Origin of the sequence: Haematomicrobium sanguinis DSM 21259, from assembly GCF_000688395.1 — a bacterium.
GTDB classification, from domain to species: Bacteria; Actinomycetota; Actinomycetes; order Actinomycetales; family Micrococcaceae; genus Haematomicrobium; species Haematomicrobium sanguinis.
In genome coordinates this window covers 1-16037 of sequence record NZ_JIAG01000020.1, presented here as the reverse complement: position 1 = coordinate 16037, position 16037 = coordinate 1, and the positions used below count along the sequence as shown (strand labels likewise).

Sequence of the window (16037 nt, the reverse complement as noted above, 5' to 3'; positions counted from 1 at the left end):
ACCCACCCACACACCCGACACCACACACCCCACAAAAACTGTCCACTATGTATTGAGACCTAACTGTCCACTATGTATTGAGACAGTACAGAGCCGTATACGGGTCTCAAAACGCGGTACGGGGATGCGAAACGCGGGGAGTGGTTAGGCTTTGGCCGGAAGGATGGTGTCGGCGATGCACTTGTTGGCCATTGCGAGCAGGTCCTCGGCCTTGAGCACCGTGCCGAAAATGTTGTGGCCCGGTTGCAGTACCTGTCCCTCGGAGAGCGTGCCGACGTCCACCGGGTCGAAGCCGAGGTCATCGATCAGCGTCGCTACCTGTGCCTTGGCCTCCGGATCATCTCCGGCGATGCCCAGAGCGCGTCGATCGGCAGAACCGCGCGGCGCGGAATGTGCTTCCATGTCTTGATAGCCCAGGTGATTCATGGTCTTGATCCACTTGGCCTCCGGGTTCCTTGCGGCCGTGATCGCGCTGGTGCCATCGGGCGCGTTCTCCACGCATTCGAGGTAGCCATCGACTGCCTCCCAGTGATTCATGGCGTCAATGACGATCTTGTTGCTGAAGAGCCCGTAGGGCAGATCCAGCGACTTCGCCATCGGAACCGCAATGATGATGATGTCCGCCCGTTCGGCAAGATCCTCCGGGCTTGCGGCCAGTTCGGCACCCGGGGCAACGAAACTCAAGACGGTCTCAAGCTGTTTTTGCCGCGGGGAGCCCACCATGAGCACGGGGTATCCGGCCTTCAACGCCAAGCGCGCAATCGAGGTGCCGACCCGTCCCGCGCCGTAGATTCCCAGTGTCGGCTTCGACGTTTCACTCACTTACTTCGACTCCTTTGCCAACTTCTCTTCCACCAGCGGCTTGACCTTGGTGCCCATCAATTCGATGGAGTGCAGGAACTGTTCCTGGGTCAATCCGGTAAAGTCCATCTGCAAAATGTGCTTCTCTTGTCCCATCACCTTATGCAACGCCACAATACGGTCGGCAACTTCCTCGGGGCTACCGACGAAAAGGGCACCCTCGTCCGAGGTGTCGTAATCGTAGTTGGCGCGGCTGGGCGGCGGGAAGCCGCGGCGCTGTCCGAGTAAGCCCATGGTGGTTTGCCAGGTTGGCCACCACAGATCGCGAGCCTCGTCGCCTTCGTCCCACACGAAACCGGGATTCGAAATTCCGATGCGCATGTCCTCAGGAGTGGCTCCGGAGGCTTCGGCCGCCTGACGGTAGAGTTTCGCGAGTTCGCCGAATCGGGCCGGGTTGCCGCCAATGATGGCGTAAAAAATCGGGTGTTTGAGTTGGGCGGCACGCAAGGTGGAGTACGGATTGCCGCCGGTGCCAATCCAAATGGGCAGCTTCCCGCTATCCGGTCGCGGCACAATGACCTGCTCTTCCAGTGCCGGGCGCACCGTCCCTTCCCAGGAAACCGGGTTGGGCGTGTCGTTGATTTTGAGCAACAGATCGAGCTTTTCGGCAAAGAGCTGGTCATAATCTTGAAGGTCATACCCAAAGAGCGGAAAAGACTCGATGGAGGAGCCGCGCCCGGCGACGATCTCCGCGCGTCCGTCGGAAAGCGCATCGAGGGTTGCGAACTGTTGGTAGACGCGAACCGGGTCGTCAGTAGAGATGACGGTGACCGAGCTGCCCAGGGTGATGTTCTTCGTGGTGCGGGACGCCGCGGCGAGGACCGTGGCGGCAGCGGACGCCGGCATTTCCTCGGTGTGGTGTTCGCCAATGCCAAAGAAGTCCAGGCCCACCTTGTCGGCGAGTTCGATCGCTTCGACCAGGTTTCGCTGCGCCTGTGCCGTGGACCCCCAGGTCCCATCCTCGTTGATCGGGGTATTGCCGAAACTGTAAACGCCGAGTTCCATCTAGACGCTCCTCCATGTCGATGTTGTTTTCAACTGTACCGAGCTAACTCAATGCTTAAGCATCTTATTCCGCTTGCCCTGCCCGTCTATGTAGCGCGACACGCCGAGGAAACGCGCGTTTCCTCGGCGTGTCGCGCTACATAGACGAGGGGGGTTAGGCGAGGAGCGCGGCCACCACAATGAGTGCCGGTATCGCAACAATCGTCGTCACGAGCACCGTGTCCTTGGCGGCAACGGTCCCCACGTTGTACCGCATTGCCACCACAAAAACGTTCTGCGCCGTCGGCAGCGCCGCCGTCACCACTACCGCGAACAGCAACGGTCCGGTGAGCCCCAACGCGAAGTACGCCACCGCAAATGCGACCAGCGGTTGCAGCACCAATTTCGCGATTGTCGCCAGCACAACATCTTTGCGCCGCTCCCCGACGCGTTGCAAGGGCTTCGACCCCACTAGCGAGAGCCCAAACGCGAGCAACACCGAGGGAATCGACGCCCCTCCCAAGAGCGCGATTGGGTCCATGACAAGATCGGGCACTGTGAGCCCGGTCGCGGCGACCACCAATCCGGCGACGGCGCCGATGATCATCGGATTCTTCACAATATTCAGCGGCACCTGCGCCAGCACCCGCCAGAAGGAACCGGCGCCGCGTCCAGAGAACATATCAATCAGCAGAATCCCCAGCGGCGTGAAAAACGCCAACTGGAAGATCATGACAGGCGCCACCAATGCGGCATTGCCCAAAACGTAGGAGGCTATCGGCAACCCCAGATTCGCCGCGTTCACGAGCGACGCCGACATCGAGGACACCACCGTCTCCGCCGCCGAGCGCCGCAACCAGAGGGCTGAGACCGCGGCATACACTCCCGCCGTCACAAAGGCAGAAACGGCCGCCACCAAAAGCGGCGCACCAAACACTTCGCGCACATTCGCCTGCGAAATCGTGACAAACAACAACGCCGGATTCGCCACAAAAAACGCCATCCGGGACAGTACGGTCGCCGCGTTGTCCCCCAAGAGGCGCATGCGCCCCACCACAAAACCGATCCCAATGATCACCCAGACCACCGAGAATCCCGCTAAGACTTGAAGCACCGCACCTCCCTTCCGTTCCCCTCACCGACGCAGCAAACACCACCACGCCCTGTCAGCCCTAGGACCACCCAGGACCAACCGAACCCGCGCGCATGAGGCGAGCATCGCCGTCGTGCATTTTTGCCGCTCGCCGCCGAGCCCCGCCGGCAAGACGCAGCCGCGAACCCTATAAATCCCGAATCAAATTCGTGATGCGCGCCGTGCAGAGGCGCCGCCCGTCGTCATCGGTCATGACCACCTCATGGCACGCCAAAGTCCGCCCAAGCGTGATCGCCGTCGCCGTCCCGGTCACGGTACCCGCGGTAATGGAGCGGTGATGCGTGCCGTTAATATCGATCCCCACGGCCAGCCGGCCAGGCCCCGCATGAATCGCCGAGGCAAAGGAGCCCAACGTCTCGGCGAGCACCAGATGCGCGCCGCCGTGCAGCAGCCCGGCCGGCTGGGTGTTGCCCTCCACCGGCATCGTCGCGACCATCCGCTCGGCCGACAACTCCTGAAAAACAATCCCCATTTTCACCCCCAGCGTGCCGAGCCCGTGCGCGGCGAGCATGGGATGAAACTCATCCGGCACCCCATGTTTGCGCAGCACCGCGGCGTGGGGATTCGCTGTTTCTGGGAAATTGTCACTCATGTCATTAGGCTTTCAGGTGTGAGCGGATCAAACAAAAAACTGATGGTTCTTGACGGGCACTCGATGGCGTTCCGCGCGTTTTACGCGTTGCCGGTGGACAGCTTTGTCACCGATTCGGGGCAACACACCAACGCGGTGCACGGCTTCACCTCGATGCTGCTGACCATGATCAAGCAACACGAGCCAACGCACGTGGCGGTCGCCTTTGACCTGGATACCCCGACATTCCGCTCCCAACAATACGACGAATACAAGGGCGGCCGCGCGAAGACGCCGGAAGAATTTCACGGCCAGATCGACCTGATCGCCAAGGTCATGGAGGCCATGCGCATCCCGACTATCACGGTCGAGGGCTACGAGGCCGATGACATCCTCGCGACTCTGGCTCGCGAGGGCGCCGAGGCCGACTGGGACGTCATGCTGGTCAGCGGCGACCGCGACGCCTTCCAACTCATCAATGACCGCGTTACCGTGCTCTACCCGAAGAAGGGCGTCTCCGAGATTCCGCCGATGAACGCGCAGGCGGTTGAGGAGAAGTACCTGGTGGCCCCGGATCGCTACTCGGACCTGGCCGCGCTGGTGGGGGAGAGCGCGGACAATCTGCCGGGTGTTCCCGGGGTGGGTCCGAAGACCGCCGCGAAGTGGCTTGGCCTTTACGGCTCGTTGGACGGGGTGTTGGAGCACGCGGAGGAGATCAAGGGCAAGGTCGGTGAATCGCTGCGCGAGCACATCGACCAGGTGCGCCGGAACCGGGAGCTCAATCAGCTGGTTTCGGACCTGGACTTGCCGGTCGAAATCAAGGACATGGAGTTGCAGAACCCGGATCGGACCGCGGTTGAGGACCTCTTCGACGCGCTCCAATTCAACACGCTGCGCAAACGCGTCTTCGACCTGTTCGGCGAGGAAGATTCCGGGCCCGCCCCCGCATCCTCCTTGGAATTGCCAGAGGTTTCATTAATAACGACGGCGGAGCTCGCCAAGGCGTTTATCTCGGGTTCTCGAGGGAACCCGGTGGCCATCCACGTGGTGACCGAGTCCACAGCGGAAGGCCGCGAGGCGGCAGCGCTGGCGCTCGTTGGCGACGAGGGCGCCGGGTATCTGGATCTCGCCGAACTGGATCCCGAGACCGAAGCGGTTATTGCCGCCTGGCTGGCCGATGGGGGTGCGCCGAAAATTTTGCACGACGCGAAGGACGGGCTCAAACTCTTGGCCGGGCGTGGGCTGGAGTTGGACGGGGTTGTCGATGATACGCAGTTGTCCGCGTATTTGATCCAGCCGGACCGGCGAAACTATGAGCTGGCAGACTTGGTGACCTTGCACTTGAAGACGACTCTCGAGTCGGTGGAATCGTCCAGCAACGGGCAAACCGCGCTCGATGTGAACGTGGGCGCCGACGCCGGTGCGGCGGCGCGGGAGAACGCCGTCATGCGAGCAGTCGCGATTCGCGAACTGAGCACCTTCTTTGTGCCGATACTGGTGGAACGCGGCGCGGCCACCCTCATGCAGGATCTCGAATTGCCGCTCTCCATGGTGCTGGCCCGCATGGAACTGGATGGCATTGCGGTGGATGGGGACAAACTTGAGGGACTGCTGGGGGACTACACGCGGGACATGGATGCGGCCAAGGCCGAGGCGTTCGCCTCGATTGGTCACGAGGTCAACCTGGGTTCGCCCAAGCAACTCCAAGAGGTGCTCTTTGAGGAGCTTGGACTGCCGCGCACCAAGAAAATCAAGACTGGCTACTCCACTGATGTGGAAGCGCTCACCGATCTCATCACCAAGACGCAGCACCCGTTCTTAGTGCAGCTCTTGGCGTATCGGGATGCCACCAAGCTCAAGCAAACCGTGGAGGGATTGCAGAAGTCTGTCGCCTCCGACGGGCGCATCCACACCACCTACCAGCAGACCGTGGCCGCGACCGGTCGCCTGTCCTCGATTAACCCGAACCTGCAAAACATTCCGATCCGCACCGAGGCGGGGCGCCGGATCCGCGGGGTTTTCGTGGTCGGCGAGGGCTACGAGGATTTGCTCACCGCCGACTACTCCCAGATCGAAATGCGCATCATGGCGCACCTGTCCGGGGACGAGGGGTTGATCGCCGCGTTCAATGAGGGCGAGGACTTGCACCGTTATGTGGGTTCGCACATTTTCAACGTCGAACCCGAGGACGTCACCAGTGCCATGCGATCCAAGGTCAAGGCCATGTCCTATGGTCTGGTGTATGGCCTGAGTTCCTTCGGTCTCTCCAAGCAGCTGAACATTTCGGTGGATGAGGCCCGCACCCTCATGAAGGATTACTTTGAACGCTTCGGCGCCGTGCGCGACTACCTGCGCAATGTGGTGGAGCAAGCCCGTCAAGACGGGTTCACCGAGACCATTTTCGGGCGCCGCCGCTACCTGCCGGACCTGACCAGCACCAACCGCCAATTGCGGGAAATGGCCGAGCGCATGGCCCTGAACGCGCCCATCCAAGGTTCCGCCGCGGACATCATTAAGCGCGCGATGCTTGGCGTGGACGCGGCGCTCAAGGCACAGGATTTGAAATCTCGGATGCTCTTGCAGGTCCATGACGAACTCGTCCTCGAGCTAGCGCCCGGGGAGCGAGAAGCCGTGGAAAAACTTGTCCGCGCAGAAATGGCCGGCGCCGCGGAACTTGCGGTGCCCCTGGATGTGTCCGTCGGCGTCGGCAAGAACTGGGAGTCCGCCGCCCACTAGTCTCGCCCCTCGTTTCGCATCCCCGTACCGCAATTTAAGAGCCGCATGCGGGGCAATTTGTGCGGTACGGGGATGCGAAACGAGGGAAGTAGGGTTGAGAGTATGGTTGATCAGGAACTGGGGATGACCCCGCGCGGTGACTACCGCATTGTCGAAATTAATCCGCTTGCCGAGGGGACGGCGCCAGAAGACGACGCCGCCCCCACGCCCAGCCCCGAGTTTCTCGCCTGGATCCGCGCCACCAGCCAGGGATTTCACGCTCAAGACCTCGACGACGAGGAGATCGCGGCCCGATTGAAGAATCGGCTCGAGGACGGCCGCCGCTTTATTGCGGCCTATCCCACGGCCGAGCGCCCCGCCGAGATCGACAAACTCGAGGTCGCCGCGACGTTCAGCACCTTTGACGGCACCGTCAACGTCGGCGGCACCCTTGTCGACGCCGATCTCATCACCTCGGTCACCGTACGCACCTCGGACCGCCGCCGCGGCCTCCTCTCCAGCATGATGAAACTGGACCTCGAGCGCGCCGTCGACCGCGGCCAACCCCTGGCTCTACTCACCGCATCCGAAGCCACCATCTACCGCCGCTTCGGGTTCGGCAAAGCGACCTACAACCACGCCATCAGTCTCGACACTCGCAGCCCGCTGGCCCTCACCCGCGAGGTACCCGGAACGGTCTACTCCGTTGCTCCGGACACGCTCTTTAACCTCTCTCAAGAGCTCTTCGACACCTTCCACGCGCGCACCAATGGCAGCGTCACCCGCTCTATTTTTTACCCGCTTGCCGTCTCCGGGCGCATCACTGAAAGCAGTTCGCGCGAGCGCAATAAGAAGGCGCGTGCCGCGGTGTATTACGACGGCGATGCTCGCCCGGGCGGGTACGTCGCCTATGAGGTGGCGAGCGAGGATGAATGGCCGGTCACCGTGAAAGTCAGTGACCTGGTTGCCACTACCCTCGACGCCTACCTTGCCCTCTGGCAGTACATGGGCAGTATCGATCTGGTCGACAAGGTGACATTCACCGAGGCTCCCGCCATTGACCCGCTACCTTTTGCGCTCTCCGATTCGCGCACCTACAAGGTCACCGGACGCGAAGACCTGCTCTGGGTGCGCATCCTCGACGTCGCGACCGCTCTAGAAGCTCGGGCCTACTTACAGGACGGCGAATTCGCCATCACGGTCGAGGACCCGCTCGGCCACGCCGCGGGCACATACCTGGTGCGCATCTCTGAAGGCCGGGCCACGGTGAGCCGCGCTGAGGAGGCGAGTAACGCCGTCGTTCTTCATGTGGCGGACTTGGGTGTCCTGCTCTTTGGCGGGGTCGACCCGATTGCGCGAAGCGCCGGCATGGAATTGCGCACGGGCGCCGGTGAGAGTATCAGCCCGAGCGCGCGAAAAGAGTTCGCCGAGTGGTTCCGTCAAGAGCAGGAACCCTACTGCCTGACCCACTTTTAGAGCACAAATTAGTTAGTCGATCTTTGCTTCTTTGTTCACGAGGGCAAGTGGGTCTAATGTACAAATCATGAACCGGTTCAGTGGGCCGTTTGGGGGAACCGCCGGTTAATGAGGGGGTTGCATGACTACGTTGGACGTCTCTCGGTGGCAGTTCGCGCTCACCGTCATGTTCCACATGATTTTTCCCGCGATCACCGTGGGGCTCTCGGTTTTTCTCAGCGTCATGTACGGAGCGTACTGGCGCACGGGCAAGCAGATCTACCTTACGATCTTTCAATTCTGGAAGCGCATCTTCGCGGTCGGTTTCGCGATCGGTGTGGTCGCGGGCATCGTGATCACCTTCGAATTTGGGTTGAACTGGGGGCGCTATGCCGCCGACACCGGGCCCATCATCGCCCCGATCATCGGCATGGAAGTGGTGACCGCGTTCTTCGTGGAAGCTGGATTCATCGGGATCATGCTCTACGGGCAGGACCGCGTGAAACGCTCAACCATGTTTTGGTCCACGGTCATGGTGTCCATCGGCACCGTTCTTTCCACCATGTGGATTCTGGCCGCGAACTCATGGATGCAGACGCCAGCGGGATATGCGATGGACGGCAACCGGTTTGTGCCAGTGGACTGGGCCGCCGTGATTTTCAACCCGTCATTTGTATGGCGATTCCCGCATATGTTGCTTGCTGTGCTGATCGCCGCCTCGCTTTTTATTGCCGGGGTGAGCGCGTACTATCTGCGCAAGCGCCTGAATGTGGCATTCGCGAAGAAGTGCTTCGTCGTGGCGCTCGGCACGGTTGCGGTGCTTATTCCTATTCAGCTATATATCGGGGACTCGATCGGCGGCGTCATGGCCGCGAAGCAATCCAGCAAATTCGAGGCGCTGGAAGGGAACTGGGACTCCACCAACACCGGGTACAACTTCTTTGTCATCCCGGATCAGGAAGCCGAGCGCAACCTGGTGCAAATCGAGATCCCGTACTTGGGTAGCCTCATTCAGAAGGACCCAACCGGTAACACACCCATCCCCGGGCTGCTCAACACGCCCAAGGACGAGCGCCCCGATATGGCCCTCGCGTTTTGGGGCTTCCGCGTCATGTTCTTTGGCTCGATGTTCATTTTCGCGCTGGCAATGACCGGCACCGTGCTCAAGGCCAGGCGAAAACTCTGGGCCGCGCGATGGTTCCACACCTTCGCCCTCTACACGCTGCCGCTAGGGGTCATCGCGATCCTGGGCGGATGGGTGTTGGCCGAAACCGGGCGCCAGCCGTGGGTGGTGTTCGGACTGTTGCGCACCGAGGACGCGGTATCCGAGTTGGCGCCCTGGCAAGTGATTGTGAGCGCCATCGGGTTCATCACCTTGTACGCGAGTTTGCTGACCGCGTTCATTGTGTACGTGGTGCGCACCGTGAGAGCCGGGCCCGATTCGGGGCCCGGCGACAACTCGGAAACGCAAGTGCCCGTCAAGGGCGAGAGCGCGGAGGTGACCGCATGATCGCCGTCATCGCCATCCTTATTTTGTGCCTGCTGATGTACGTCCTGCTGGACGGCTATGACCTCGGCGTTGGCATCATCAGCCTCTTCACCCGGAGCAAGAAGCGATCGCGCGACATGCTGGAAATGATTGCCACGGTCTGGGACGGCAACGAGTCCTGGCTGGTGCTCCTCGCGGTCGGAACGTGGGCAAGCCTTCCAGGCTTCTTTGGGGTGTTCCTGCCGTTTGCATACTTGCCGCTCGCATTTATGCTCTTCGGGCTGATATTGCGTGGTGTGTCACTGGAAATGGTGTCTCGTTCCGCGCACACACCCACCGTCTGGCTGCGTCTTTTCGGGGCGGGTTCGCTGCTGGCCGCGGTGTCCCAAGGAGTGGCGCTGGGTGCACTGACCCAGACTGTCACCATGACGGACGGCGCCTTCTCCGGCGGAGCCACCGACGTCTTCGGCATGTTCACTTTTATCAGCGCGGTGGGACTCGTCTTGGTGTATGTCAGCCTGGGCACCGCATACCTGCGCCTCAAATCCGCCGGCGACCTCCGGGCATCGGCGGTGCGCTGGGGCCGGCCGGTGCTCACCGTCAGCTTTGTCGTCGCGGTGCTGTGGGTGCTCAATGTGCAGGGTACGCCTGGGGCGATCGCCGGTACCGGTTCCGCGCTCATTGCGCCCGTCGTCTTGATCGCCATTGCGGCCCTGGCCTGGATGTATGCCATCTGGGCCATAGACAAGGCGCCGCGGCACGACCCGGATCCGGATCGCCAGGACTGGTCCGCGATGATCGCGCTGTGCATCGCAATCGTTGCCGCGGCGCTGGCGTACGTGGTGGGGCGCTACCCCGCGCTCTTGCCCAATATGACGATTGCCGACGCGCAGTCGCCAGAAGGCACATTTACCTTCATCATGATCGGAATCGGACTCAATATCCCGTTGGTCCTTTTCTATAACTGGTATTCGCACCGCGTCTTTCGCGGCAAATACCGTAGCGCCGACCTCGATGAGCGTCCACCGGGCGTCTCGGCCTCGGCCGCCGCGCTGCGCACCTCGGAAGGAAACGGCCAATGAGCGAGACTCCAGCCACCCCTGTCACGCGTGCCCGGGCACGTTCGCAACACACGGCCCCGCGCCGCACGCCGCTCGTACTGCGCATTCTGGTCGGCGCAGCCTGGTGCATACTTGGGGCGTTCCTGTATGTGACCTCGGTGGGGGTCTGGGACAAAACCGTGCCGCCGCAGGTGACCTGGCTGGCCATCGCGATCATGGTGCTCATTTCGCTCTTCGTGTGGACCCGACGCGACCCGGATCCGCCGCATGCGGAGTGACACTGAAAAGGTTGACACTGCGAAGGTTGACACTGCGACCGGGGTGACCTGGCTCCGCGAACTCTCCAGTGCCGGCTCGGGTCTTTCTTCGACTTTTGTTTGGCATTTCGCGGCCCTCGCCGCTCGACTGGCAATGTGGGCCGGCCTCGCATGGGTGGTTCAGGAATTGTTCACGGACACGCTCCAGGGTCAATTTGCTGCCCCGAGCATCTCCTCGATGACGGTGTTCGCCCTTGCTGCCCTGATTGCGCAGCTTGCTTCCTGGGGGGAGTCGCGAGCACGCGAACGGCATCGGCGAGCCATCCGCATCGAACTCGCCCACCGTGTGGCGCACACCGAGATCCCGGCTCGCCCGAACCACCGCGAGCCCCTGCCTCCGAACGTCGCGACCGCCTCGATCGGCAACGTCGCGGACTATCTCTCGGGGGCTTTTTCGGCTCGTTACACCGCCGGGGCGGATATGCTCGTCATCGTGGCGATCGCCGCGCTCGCGTATTGGCCGGCGGCCCTGATCTTGGCTCTGACAGCGGCCATCATGCCGCTCAATTTGAAGGTCGTGGGGCTCATGGCTGCGCATCAGAGCGCGGCGCAGTTGGGCGCGCATCGCACCCTTTCGGCTCGAATCCAGGATGTGTACGACGGCGTTGCCACCCTTGCGCGGTATCGGCGAGCCGGGCGTATGGTCGCCCGAATCGACGCGGATTCGGCGGCGCTCGCATCCGCCACGCACAAGGTGGTGAGTAAGGCGATTCTCTCCGGGGTCATCCTGGACGCGCTGGGAACGTTTGCGTTGGCGGTTGTCGCCAGTTTTGTGGGGTTTGCGCTGCTCGGCTATTTGCCCTTTCCGATCCTGCCGCCGCCCGAACTTGGTCCTGGGCTTTTTGTGCTGCTCTTGGCACCGATGTTTTTCCAACCGTTGCGGGCCATTGCCGCAGCGTTCCATGATCGCGATCGGGCCGACTCTTCCGCTCAGCTGCTCGGTTGGCCCGGCGCCGCGAACCGTGGTCCGGGTGGCCCAGTTCAGTCGCCAGTTTGGGACCGCCGCGCGCGCACAATGGCTCCGGTCGGTATTGAGGTTCACGAACTGAGGGTGGAAGGGACGGCAATCGCATTCGATCACGTATCGATCGAGCCGGGCACTCTGACCGTCGTGACGGGTGCTTCTGGTTCCGGCAAGACGACCTTGCTCAAGCACCTTGCCGGGTTTATCCCCTCCGACCGCGTCCGCTGGCACACGGATTCCACCGGCGGCGAGGAAATGGCGCCTCAACTAGGCAGCGCCGTCTGGTTGGGGAACTCGACAGTGGTGCTCAGCGGAAGCGTCGCAGAAAACCTGCGTCTTGGGAACCCGGATGCGAGCGAGGAAGAGATGAAGCATGCCTTGGACGCTGTGGGCCTCTGGAATCCGCACATCCTCCCGGGTGGTGTTGACTTTTCCGGGCTCGATCGTTTGTCGGCGGGGGAGAGGCAGCGCCTTGCAGTCGCCCGAATGACGCTTGCCCGTAGCGGGCTGTGGTTTCTTGACGAACCCACCGCCCATCTGGATGCCGGCAACGCGGCCCAAGTGTTCCAAGCCATTCTGGAGGCGAGCCGCGGGGCCACCGTGGTGCTCGCAACCCACGTCGAAGCGGCGGTCGAATTCGCCGACGCACACCTTCACCTGGAGCGCGGTGCGGTTCACGGAGTGCGTGTATGAGTGCGGCGTTGCGTCGCTGGGCGTTTCTAGGTTTAGCATTTTCGGTGCTGACGGTCGTCGCCGGGGTGGGTCTCCTCGGCCTTTCCGGATGGTTCATTGTGGCCTGCGCTTTAGCCGGGGCCGGCGTCTTTGCCGGATTCTCTTATGTCACACCGTCCGCGGGCGTGCGCGCATTCGCGGTGAGCCGCATCGGTGCCGGGTACCTTTCGAGCTACTACCTGCACAAATACTCCTTGTACCGAATCGGTACCGACCGGATGCGCGTTCTTGCTTCATTGGTGAATTCTTCGCCCCGGTATGCGCGCTACGGTGTCTCAGCCTCTGGGGCGCTTCACGCGACGATGACGGACGTCGAATCGCGGGCCGAGCGGTGGCAAAAGCTCACGTCGCCGCGTTGGTCCTTTATCGTGGCCGTACTCGGGGTTTGTGTGACGGCGCTGTTCCTCACTCCGGTGCTCGCTCTCACTATTGCGCTCCTCGGTGCCGCGACGATCGGTGTTCTTACCCTTGGCCAGACACGGTTGAGCAAGGGACAATCTCGGCTTGACGAGTGCACTGTGCTCGCGTTTGCCGCCCTCTCGGAGACGAGCGCCGCGCGAGAAGAGTTTCAGGCGCTTGGAGTATCCGGCGTGTTGCGCCAGCGATACATCCGCGCACTCGGCAACGTTGCTGCCGCGGAGGCCGAACTAGAGGTACTCGCGGATCGTTGCGCGCTCGTGATTCGCTTGCTTGGCGCCGTTACCGTGGTGGCGGGGGTTCTTGTGTCCAGTGTCATGGGGCTCGGGCCCGCGCTCGTGGCAATGGTGGCGTTGCTACTGGTGGGATTAAACGAACAGTCTGTAGCGCTTATCGCTACCATGTCGGTTGGCGCTTCCACTCACGGGGCATCGCGCCGGCTGGCCGAATTGCGGGACGGCGCCAATGGACCTAGCACGGTCCCCAGCGGCGCAAGGGTTGACGCCGAGCCTGCTCACGCGTTCACGGCGGAAGCGCGCCACGGCCGACGCCACGCGATTGTGGGCCGCTCTGGGAGCGGTAAAACGACGGCCTTGCGCCAACTGGCGGGGGAGTCTCAGGTCGTTGAAGCACCCGGTGAACCAAGCGGTATCGCAAACGGATTACTTGGCGACGTCTCCGGACGAGTGTTCTTAGTCGGGGACGCAGACCATCTCTTTTCCGCCTCGATCGCCGAGAACCTTTTCGTGGCGGGAGACCCAGAGCTTTCCGAGCGGGCCGAAGAGCTTCTGGCGAAACTGCAACTCGCGCAAGCCGGAATCACTCTCGAGACTGTCATAGGTCGCGCCCCGGATAGTGCTGCACCCGATATTGACGCGCCGCCGCGCGAACTGTCGGTGGGCGAGCAAACCCGCCTGCGCATCGTGCGTGGAATCCTACACGCGGAAGCGGCCACAAACGCCACGCTCCTGGTGGACGAACCCGATTTTGGCCTCGACGCGGGCAACGTGCACCTCGTGATGCGCGCTCTGGCAGAACTCCCAAGCACCGTCACAGTCATCATCGCGGTGCACTCGGCAGAACTAGCGAAAAAGCACGGGTTCGAAACTCATGAGGCGGCTTGGCCCATCCTGGAAACCGGCGTCGCTTCGCCGGGGAATATCCAAGGCGCCGATCGCGCTATGGGTGAGTGACGTCGTCGTACATCAGGTAATATTCGGCGACTTTGAAAAGCTTGGCCGAAGGCACTAAGCTAAAAGGGCGCGTTCTGCGCGCTCTCTATTTAACACAAAATCAACCAACCAGGTTTGTGGCTACACGCGTGCCGTGTGCCGCGCTTGGCCGACATACTATCCACAACGGAGCCCCTACTACATGACCATCACTACCACCGAGAAGCCCGGTACCCCTCAGGTCGCCATCAACGACATTGGTACCGCTGAGGACTTCGAAGCTGCCATCGATCAGACCATCAAGTACTTCAACGACGGAGACCTCGTTGAAGGTACCGTTGTCAAGGTTGATCGTGACGAAGTTCTTTTGGACATCGGATACAAGACCGAAGGCGTCATCCCTTCGCGCGAACTCTCCATCAAGCATGACGTTGACCCCAACGAGGTTGTTGCGGTCGGCGATGAGGTCGAAGCGCTCGTTTTGACCAAGGAAGACAAAGAGGGTCGCCTGATCCTGTCCAAGAAGCGCGCACAGTACGAGCGCGCCTGGGGCGACATTGAGAAGGTCAAGGAAGAAGACGGTGTTGTTACCGGTACCGTCATTGAGGTTGTCAAGGGCGGCCTGATTCTGGACATCGGCCTGCGCGGCTTCCTGCCCGCTTCGCTGGTGGAAATGCGCCGCGTGCGTGACCTCGCTCCGTACATCGGTCAGCAGATCGAAGCGAAGATCATCGAGCTGGACAAGAACCGCAACAACGTGGTGCTTTCCCGCCGTGCCTGGCTGGAGCAGACCCAGTCCGAGGTGCGCTCCACCTTCCTCAACCAGCTGGAAAAGGGCCAGGTCCGCAAGGGCGTTGTCTCCTCCATCGTCAACTTCGGTGCGTTCGTGGACCTGGGCGGCGTGGACGGTCTGGTTCACGTTTCCGAACTGTCCTGGAAGCACATCGATCACCCGTCCGAGGTTGTCGAGGTTGGCCAGGAAGTCACCGTCGAGGTCATCGAGGTTGTCATGGACCGCGAGCGCGTGTCCCTGTCCTTGAAGGCCACTCAGGAAGATCCGTGGCAGACCTTCGCCCGCACTCACGCGCTGGGCCAGGTTGTTCCGGGCAAGGTCACCAAGCTGGTTCCGTTCGGTGCGTTTGTGCGCGTCGAAGACGGCATCGAGGGCTTGGTCCACATCTCCGAGCTCGCGGTTCGCCACGTGGAATTGGCCGAGCAGGTTGTCTCCGTGGGTGACGATCTCTTCGTCAAGATCATCGACATCGACCTGGACCGCCGCCGCATTTCGCTCTCGCTCAAGCAGGCGAATGAAGGCGTGGACCCCGAGGGCACCGAGTTCGACCCCGCTATGTACGGCATGGCCGCCGAGTACGACGAAGAGGGCAACTACAAGTACCCCGAGGGCTTCGACCCCGAGTCCAACGAGTGGTTGGAAGGCTTCGAAGAGCAGCGCGCCACCTGGGAGCAGCAGTACGCTGACGCTCAGGCTCGCTGGGAAGAGCACAAGAAGCAAGTTGCACAGCACGCCGCTGATGACGCAGCCGCTGCCGATGCCGCTCCGGCCGGTGAGGACGCTCCGGCGAACTACTCCTCCGAAGCACCGGCCCAGGATTCTGGAACGCTCGCTTCCGATGAGGCTCTTGCCGCACTTCGCGAGAAGCTGACCGGCAACAACTAAGGTGTCCGCCGCGTGACGGTGTGACTTGATCCGCCACCTTGCGTGGTGTGATTTCAGAGGCGGGGTGCCTCGGGAAACCGAGCGCCCCGCCTTTCTTTATTAACCTCGTTTCGCATCCCCTTGGCGCATAAATAGACCCGTGTGAGGCTCTGTACTGTCTCAATACATAGTGGACAGTTAGGTCTCAATACATAGTGGACAGTTTTTGTGGGGTGTGTGGTGTCGGGTGTGTGGGTGGGTGAGTTGGCGTGCGATGGCTTCGTATTTGACGGATTTGGGTGGGGGCCAGGGTTTGAGTATCAGGCTTTCGCCCTCGCGGGTGAAGAGTTCGACGGTGTTCGGGGTATGGATGACGTGGATCGTTTGCCCGGTCCATGCTTTGCCGAGGACGTAGACGTGCCCTGCCACCGAGATCCCGCCGCGTTGTATGGCGGTTCGGGTGAAGAGTTGCGTGTTCTCTGGGACGGG

13 protein-coding genes are annotated in these 16037 nt (G+C 61.8%); 8 read left to right on the top strand and 5 right to left on the bottom strand.

The annotated features are described in order from the left end of the window. Positions 1-144 precede the first annotated feature (144 nt). The 4 genes from O148_RS16755 to O148_RS0113640 all read right to left on the bottom strand — a co-directional run bounded on the left by O148_RS16755 (position 145) and on the right by O148_RS0113640 (position 3590). On the bottom strand, positions 145-822 hold the full coding sequence (locus O148_RS16755; RefSeq protein WP_035746268.1) for an NADPH-dependent F420 reductase: 678 nt from the start codon (positions 820-822) through the stop codon (positions 145-147). Then, entirely contained in the window at positions 823-1866 is a 1044-nt protein-coding gene (locus tag O148_RS0113650) for an LLM class flavin-dependent oxidoreductase (RefSeq protein ID WP_026531367.1), read from the bottom strand. 154 nt (positions 1867-2020) lie between these two features. Further along, entirely contained in the window at positions 2021-2959 is a 939-nt protein-coding gene (locus tag O148_RS0113645; protein WP_026531366.1) for an AEC family transporter, read from the bottom strand. 166 nt (positions 2960-3125) lie between these two features. After that, a complete protein-coding gene (locus O148_RS0113640; protein WP_026531365.1) occupies positions 3126-3590 on the bottom strand; it encodes a hotdog fold thioesterase in 465 nt (154 codons plus the stop codon). A gap of 42 nt (positions 3591-3632) precedes the next feature. Between O148_RS0113640 and polA the strand changes: the two genes are divergently transcribed. The 8 genes from polA to rpsA all read left to right on the top strand — a co-directional run bounded on the left by polA (position 3633) and on the right by rpsA (position 15569). After that, positions 3633-6305: a DNA polymerase I gene (polA, locus tag O148_RS16750; protein WP_075204384.1), complete on the top strand. Its 2673-nt coding sequence runs from the start codon at positions 3633-3635 to the stop codon at positions 6303-6305. A gap of 102 nt (positions 6306-6407) precedes the next feature. After that, a complete protein-coding gene (locus tag O148_RS16745; RefSeq protein ID WP_051620236.1) occupies positions 6408-7760 on the top strand; it encodes a GNAT family N-acetyltransferase in 1353 nt (450 codons plus the stop codon). A 121-nt stretch (positions 7761-7881) separates the two neighbouring features. After that, a complete protein-coding gene (locus O148_RS0113625) occupies positions 7882-9249 on the top strand; it encodes a cytochrome ubiquinol oxidase subunit I (protein ID WP_026531364.1) in 1368 nt (455 codons plus the stop codon). After that, the gene (locus tag O148_RS0113620) at positions 9246-10310 is read left to right on the top strand and encodes a cytochrome d ubiquinol oxidase subunit II (protein ID WP_026531363.1); all 1065 of its coding nucleotides are present in this window, start codon (positions 9246-9248) and stop codon (positions 10308-10310) included. Before O148_RS0113625 ends, O148_RS0113620 begins: the two co-directional genes overlap by 4 nt. Continuing rightward, positions 10307-10567, top strand: coding sequence for a hypothetical protein (locus O148_RS0113615; RefSeq protein ID WP_026531362.1), 261 nt, complete (start codon positions 10307-10309; stop codon positions 10565-10567). Before O148_RS0113620 ends, O148_RS0113615 begins: the two co-directional genes overlap by 4 nt. Continuing rightward, positions 10557-12263 (top strand): ATP-binding cassette domain-containing protein, encoded by a 1707-nt coding sequence (locus O148_RS0113610; protein ID WP_026531361.1) that lies wholly within the window; start codon positions 10557-10559, stop codon positions 12261-12263. The genes O148_RS0113615 and O148_RS0113610 overlap by 11 nt, the downstream gene beginning before the upstream one ends. Further along, positions 12260-13912 carry an ATP-binding cassette domain-containing protein gene (locus O148_RS0113605; protein WP_026531360.1) on the top strand — a complete coding sequence of 551 codons (1653 nt, stop codon included), beginning with the start codon at positions 12260-12262 and terminating at the stop codon, positions 13910-13912. The genes O148_RS0113610 and O148_RS0113605 overlap by 4 nt, the downstream gene beginning before the upstream one ends. A gap of 181 nt (positions 13913-14093) precedes the next feature. Continuing rightward, on the top strand, positions 14094-15569 hold the full coding sequence (gene rpsA, locus O148_RS0113600; protein ID WP_026531359.1) for a 30S ribosomal protein S1: 1476 nt from the start codon (positions 14094-14096) through the stop codon (positions 15567-15569). A 177-nt stretch (positions 15570-15746) separates the two neighbouring features. Here the strand turns inward: rpsA and O148_RS17930 are convergent. Then, the coding region (locus tag O148_RS17930; protein WP_035746266.1) for a hypothetical protein at positions 15747-16037 on the bottom strand (291 nt) is incomplete at its 5' end.

Coding starts and splice junctions, on each gene's coding strand:
- polA (WP_075204384.1), top strand. CDS start 3,633: ATGGTTCTTGACGGGCACTCGATGGCGTTCCGCGCGTTTTACGCGTTG.
- O148_RS16745 (WP_051620236.1), top strand. CDS start 6,408: ATGGTTGATCAGGAACTGGGGATGACCCCGCGCGGTGACTACCGCATT.
- O148_RS0113650 (WP_026531367.1), bottom strand. CDS start 1,866: ATGGAACTCGGCGTTTACAGTTTCGGCAATACCCCGATCAACGAGGAT.
- O148_RS0113610 (WP_026531361.1), top strand. CDS start 10,557: ATGCGGAGTGACACTGAAAAGGTTGACACTGCGAAGGTTGACACTGCG.
- O148_RS0113640 (WP_026531365.1), bottom strand. CDS start 3,590: ATGAGTGACAATTTCCCAGAAACAGCGAATCCCCACGCCGCGGTGCTG.
- O148_RS0113620 (WP_026531363.1), top strand. CDS start 9,246: ATGATCGCCGTCATCGCCATCCTTATTTTGTGCCTGCTGATGTACGTC.
- O148_RS0113605 (WP_026531360.1), top strand. CDS start 12,260: ATGAGTGCGGCGTTGCGTCGCTGGGCGTTTCTAGGTTTAGCATTTTCG.
- rpsA (WP_026531359.1), top strand. CDS start 14,094: ATGACCATCACTACCACCGAGAAGCCCGGTACCCCTCAGGTCGCCATC.
- O148_RS0113615 (WP_026531362.1), top strand. CDS start 10,307: ATGAGCGAGACTCCAGCCACCCCTGTCACGCGTGCCCGGGCACGTTCG.
- O148_RS0113625 (WP_026531364.1), top strand. CDS start 7,882: ATGACTACGTTGGACGTCTCTCGGTGGCAGTTCGCGCTCACCGTCATG.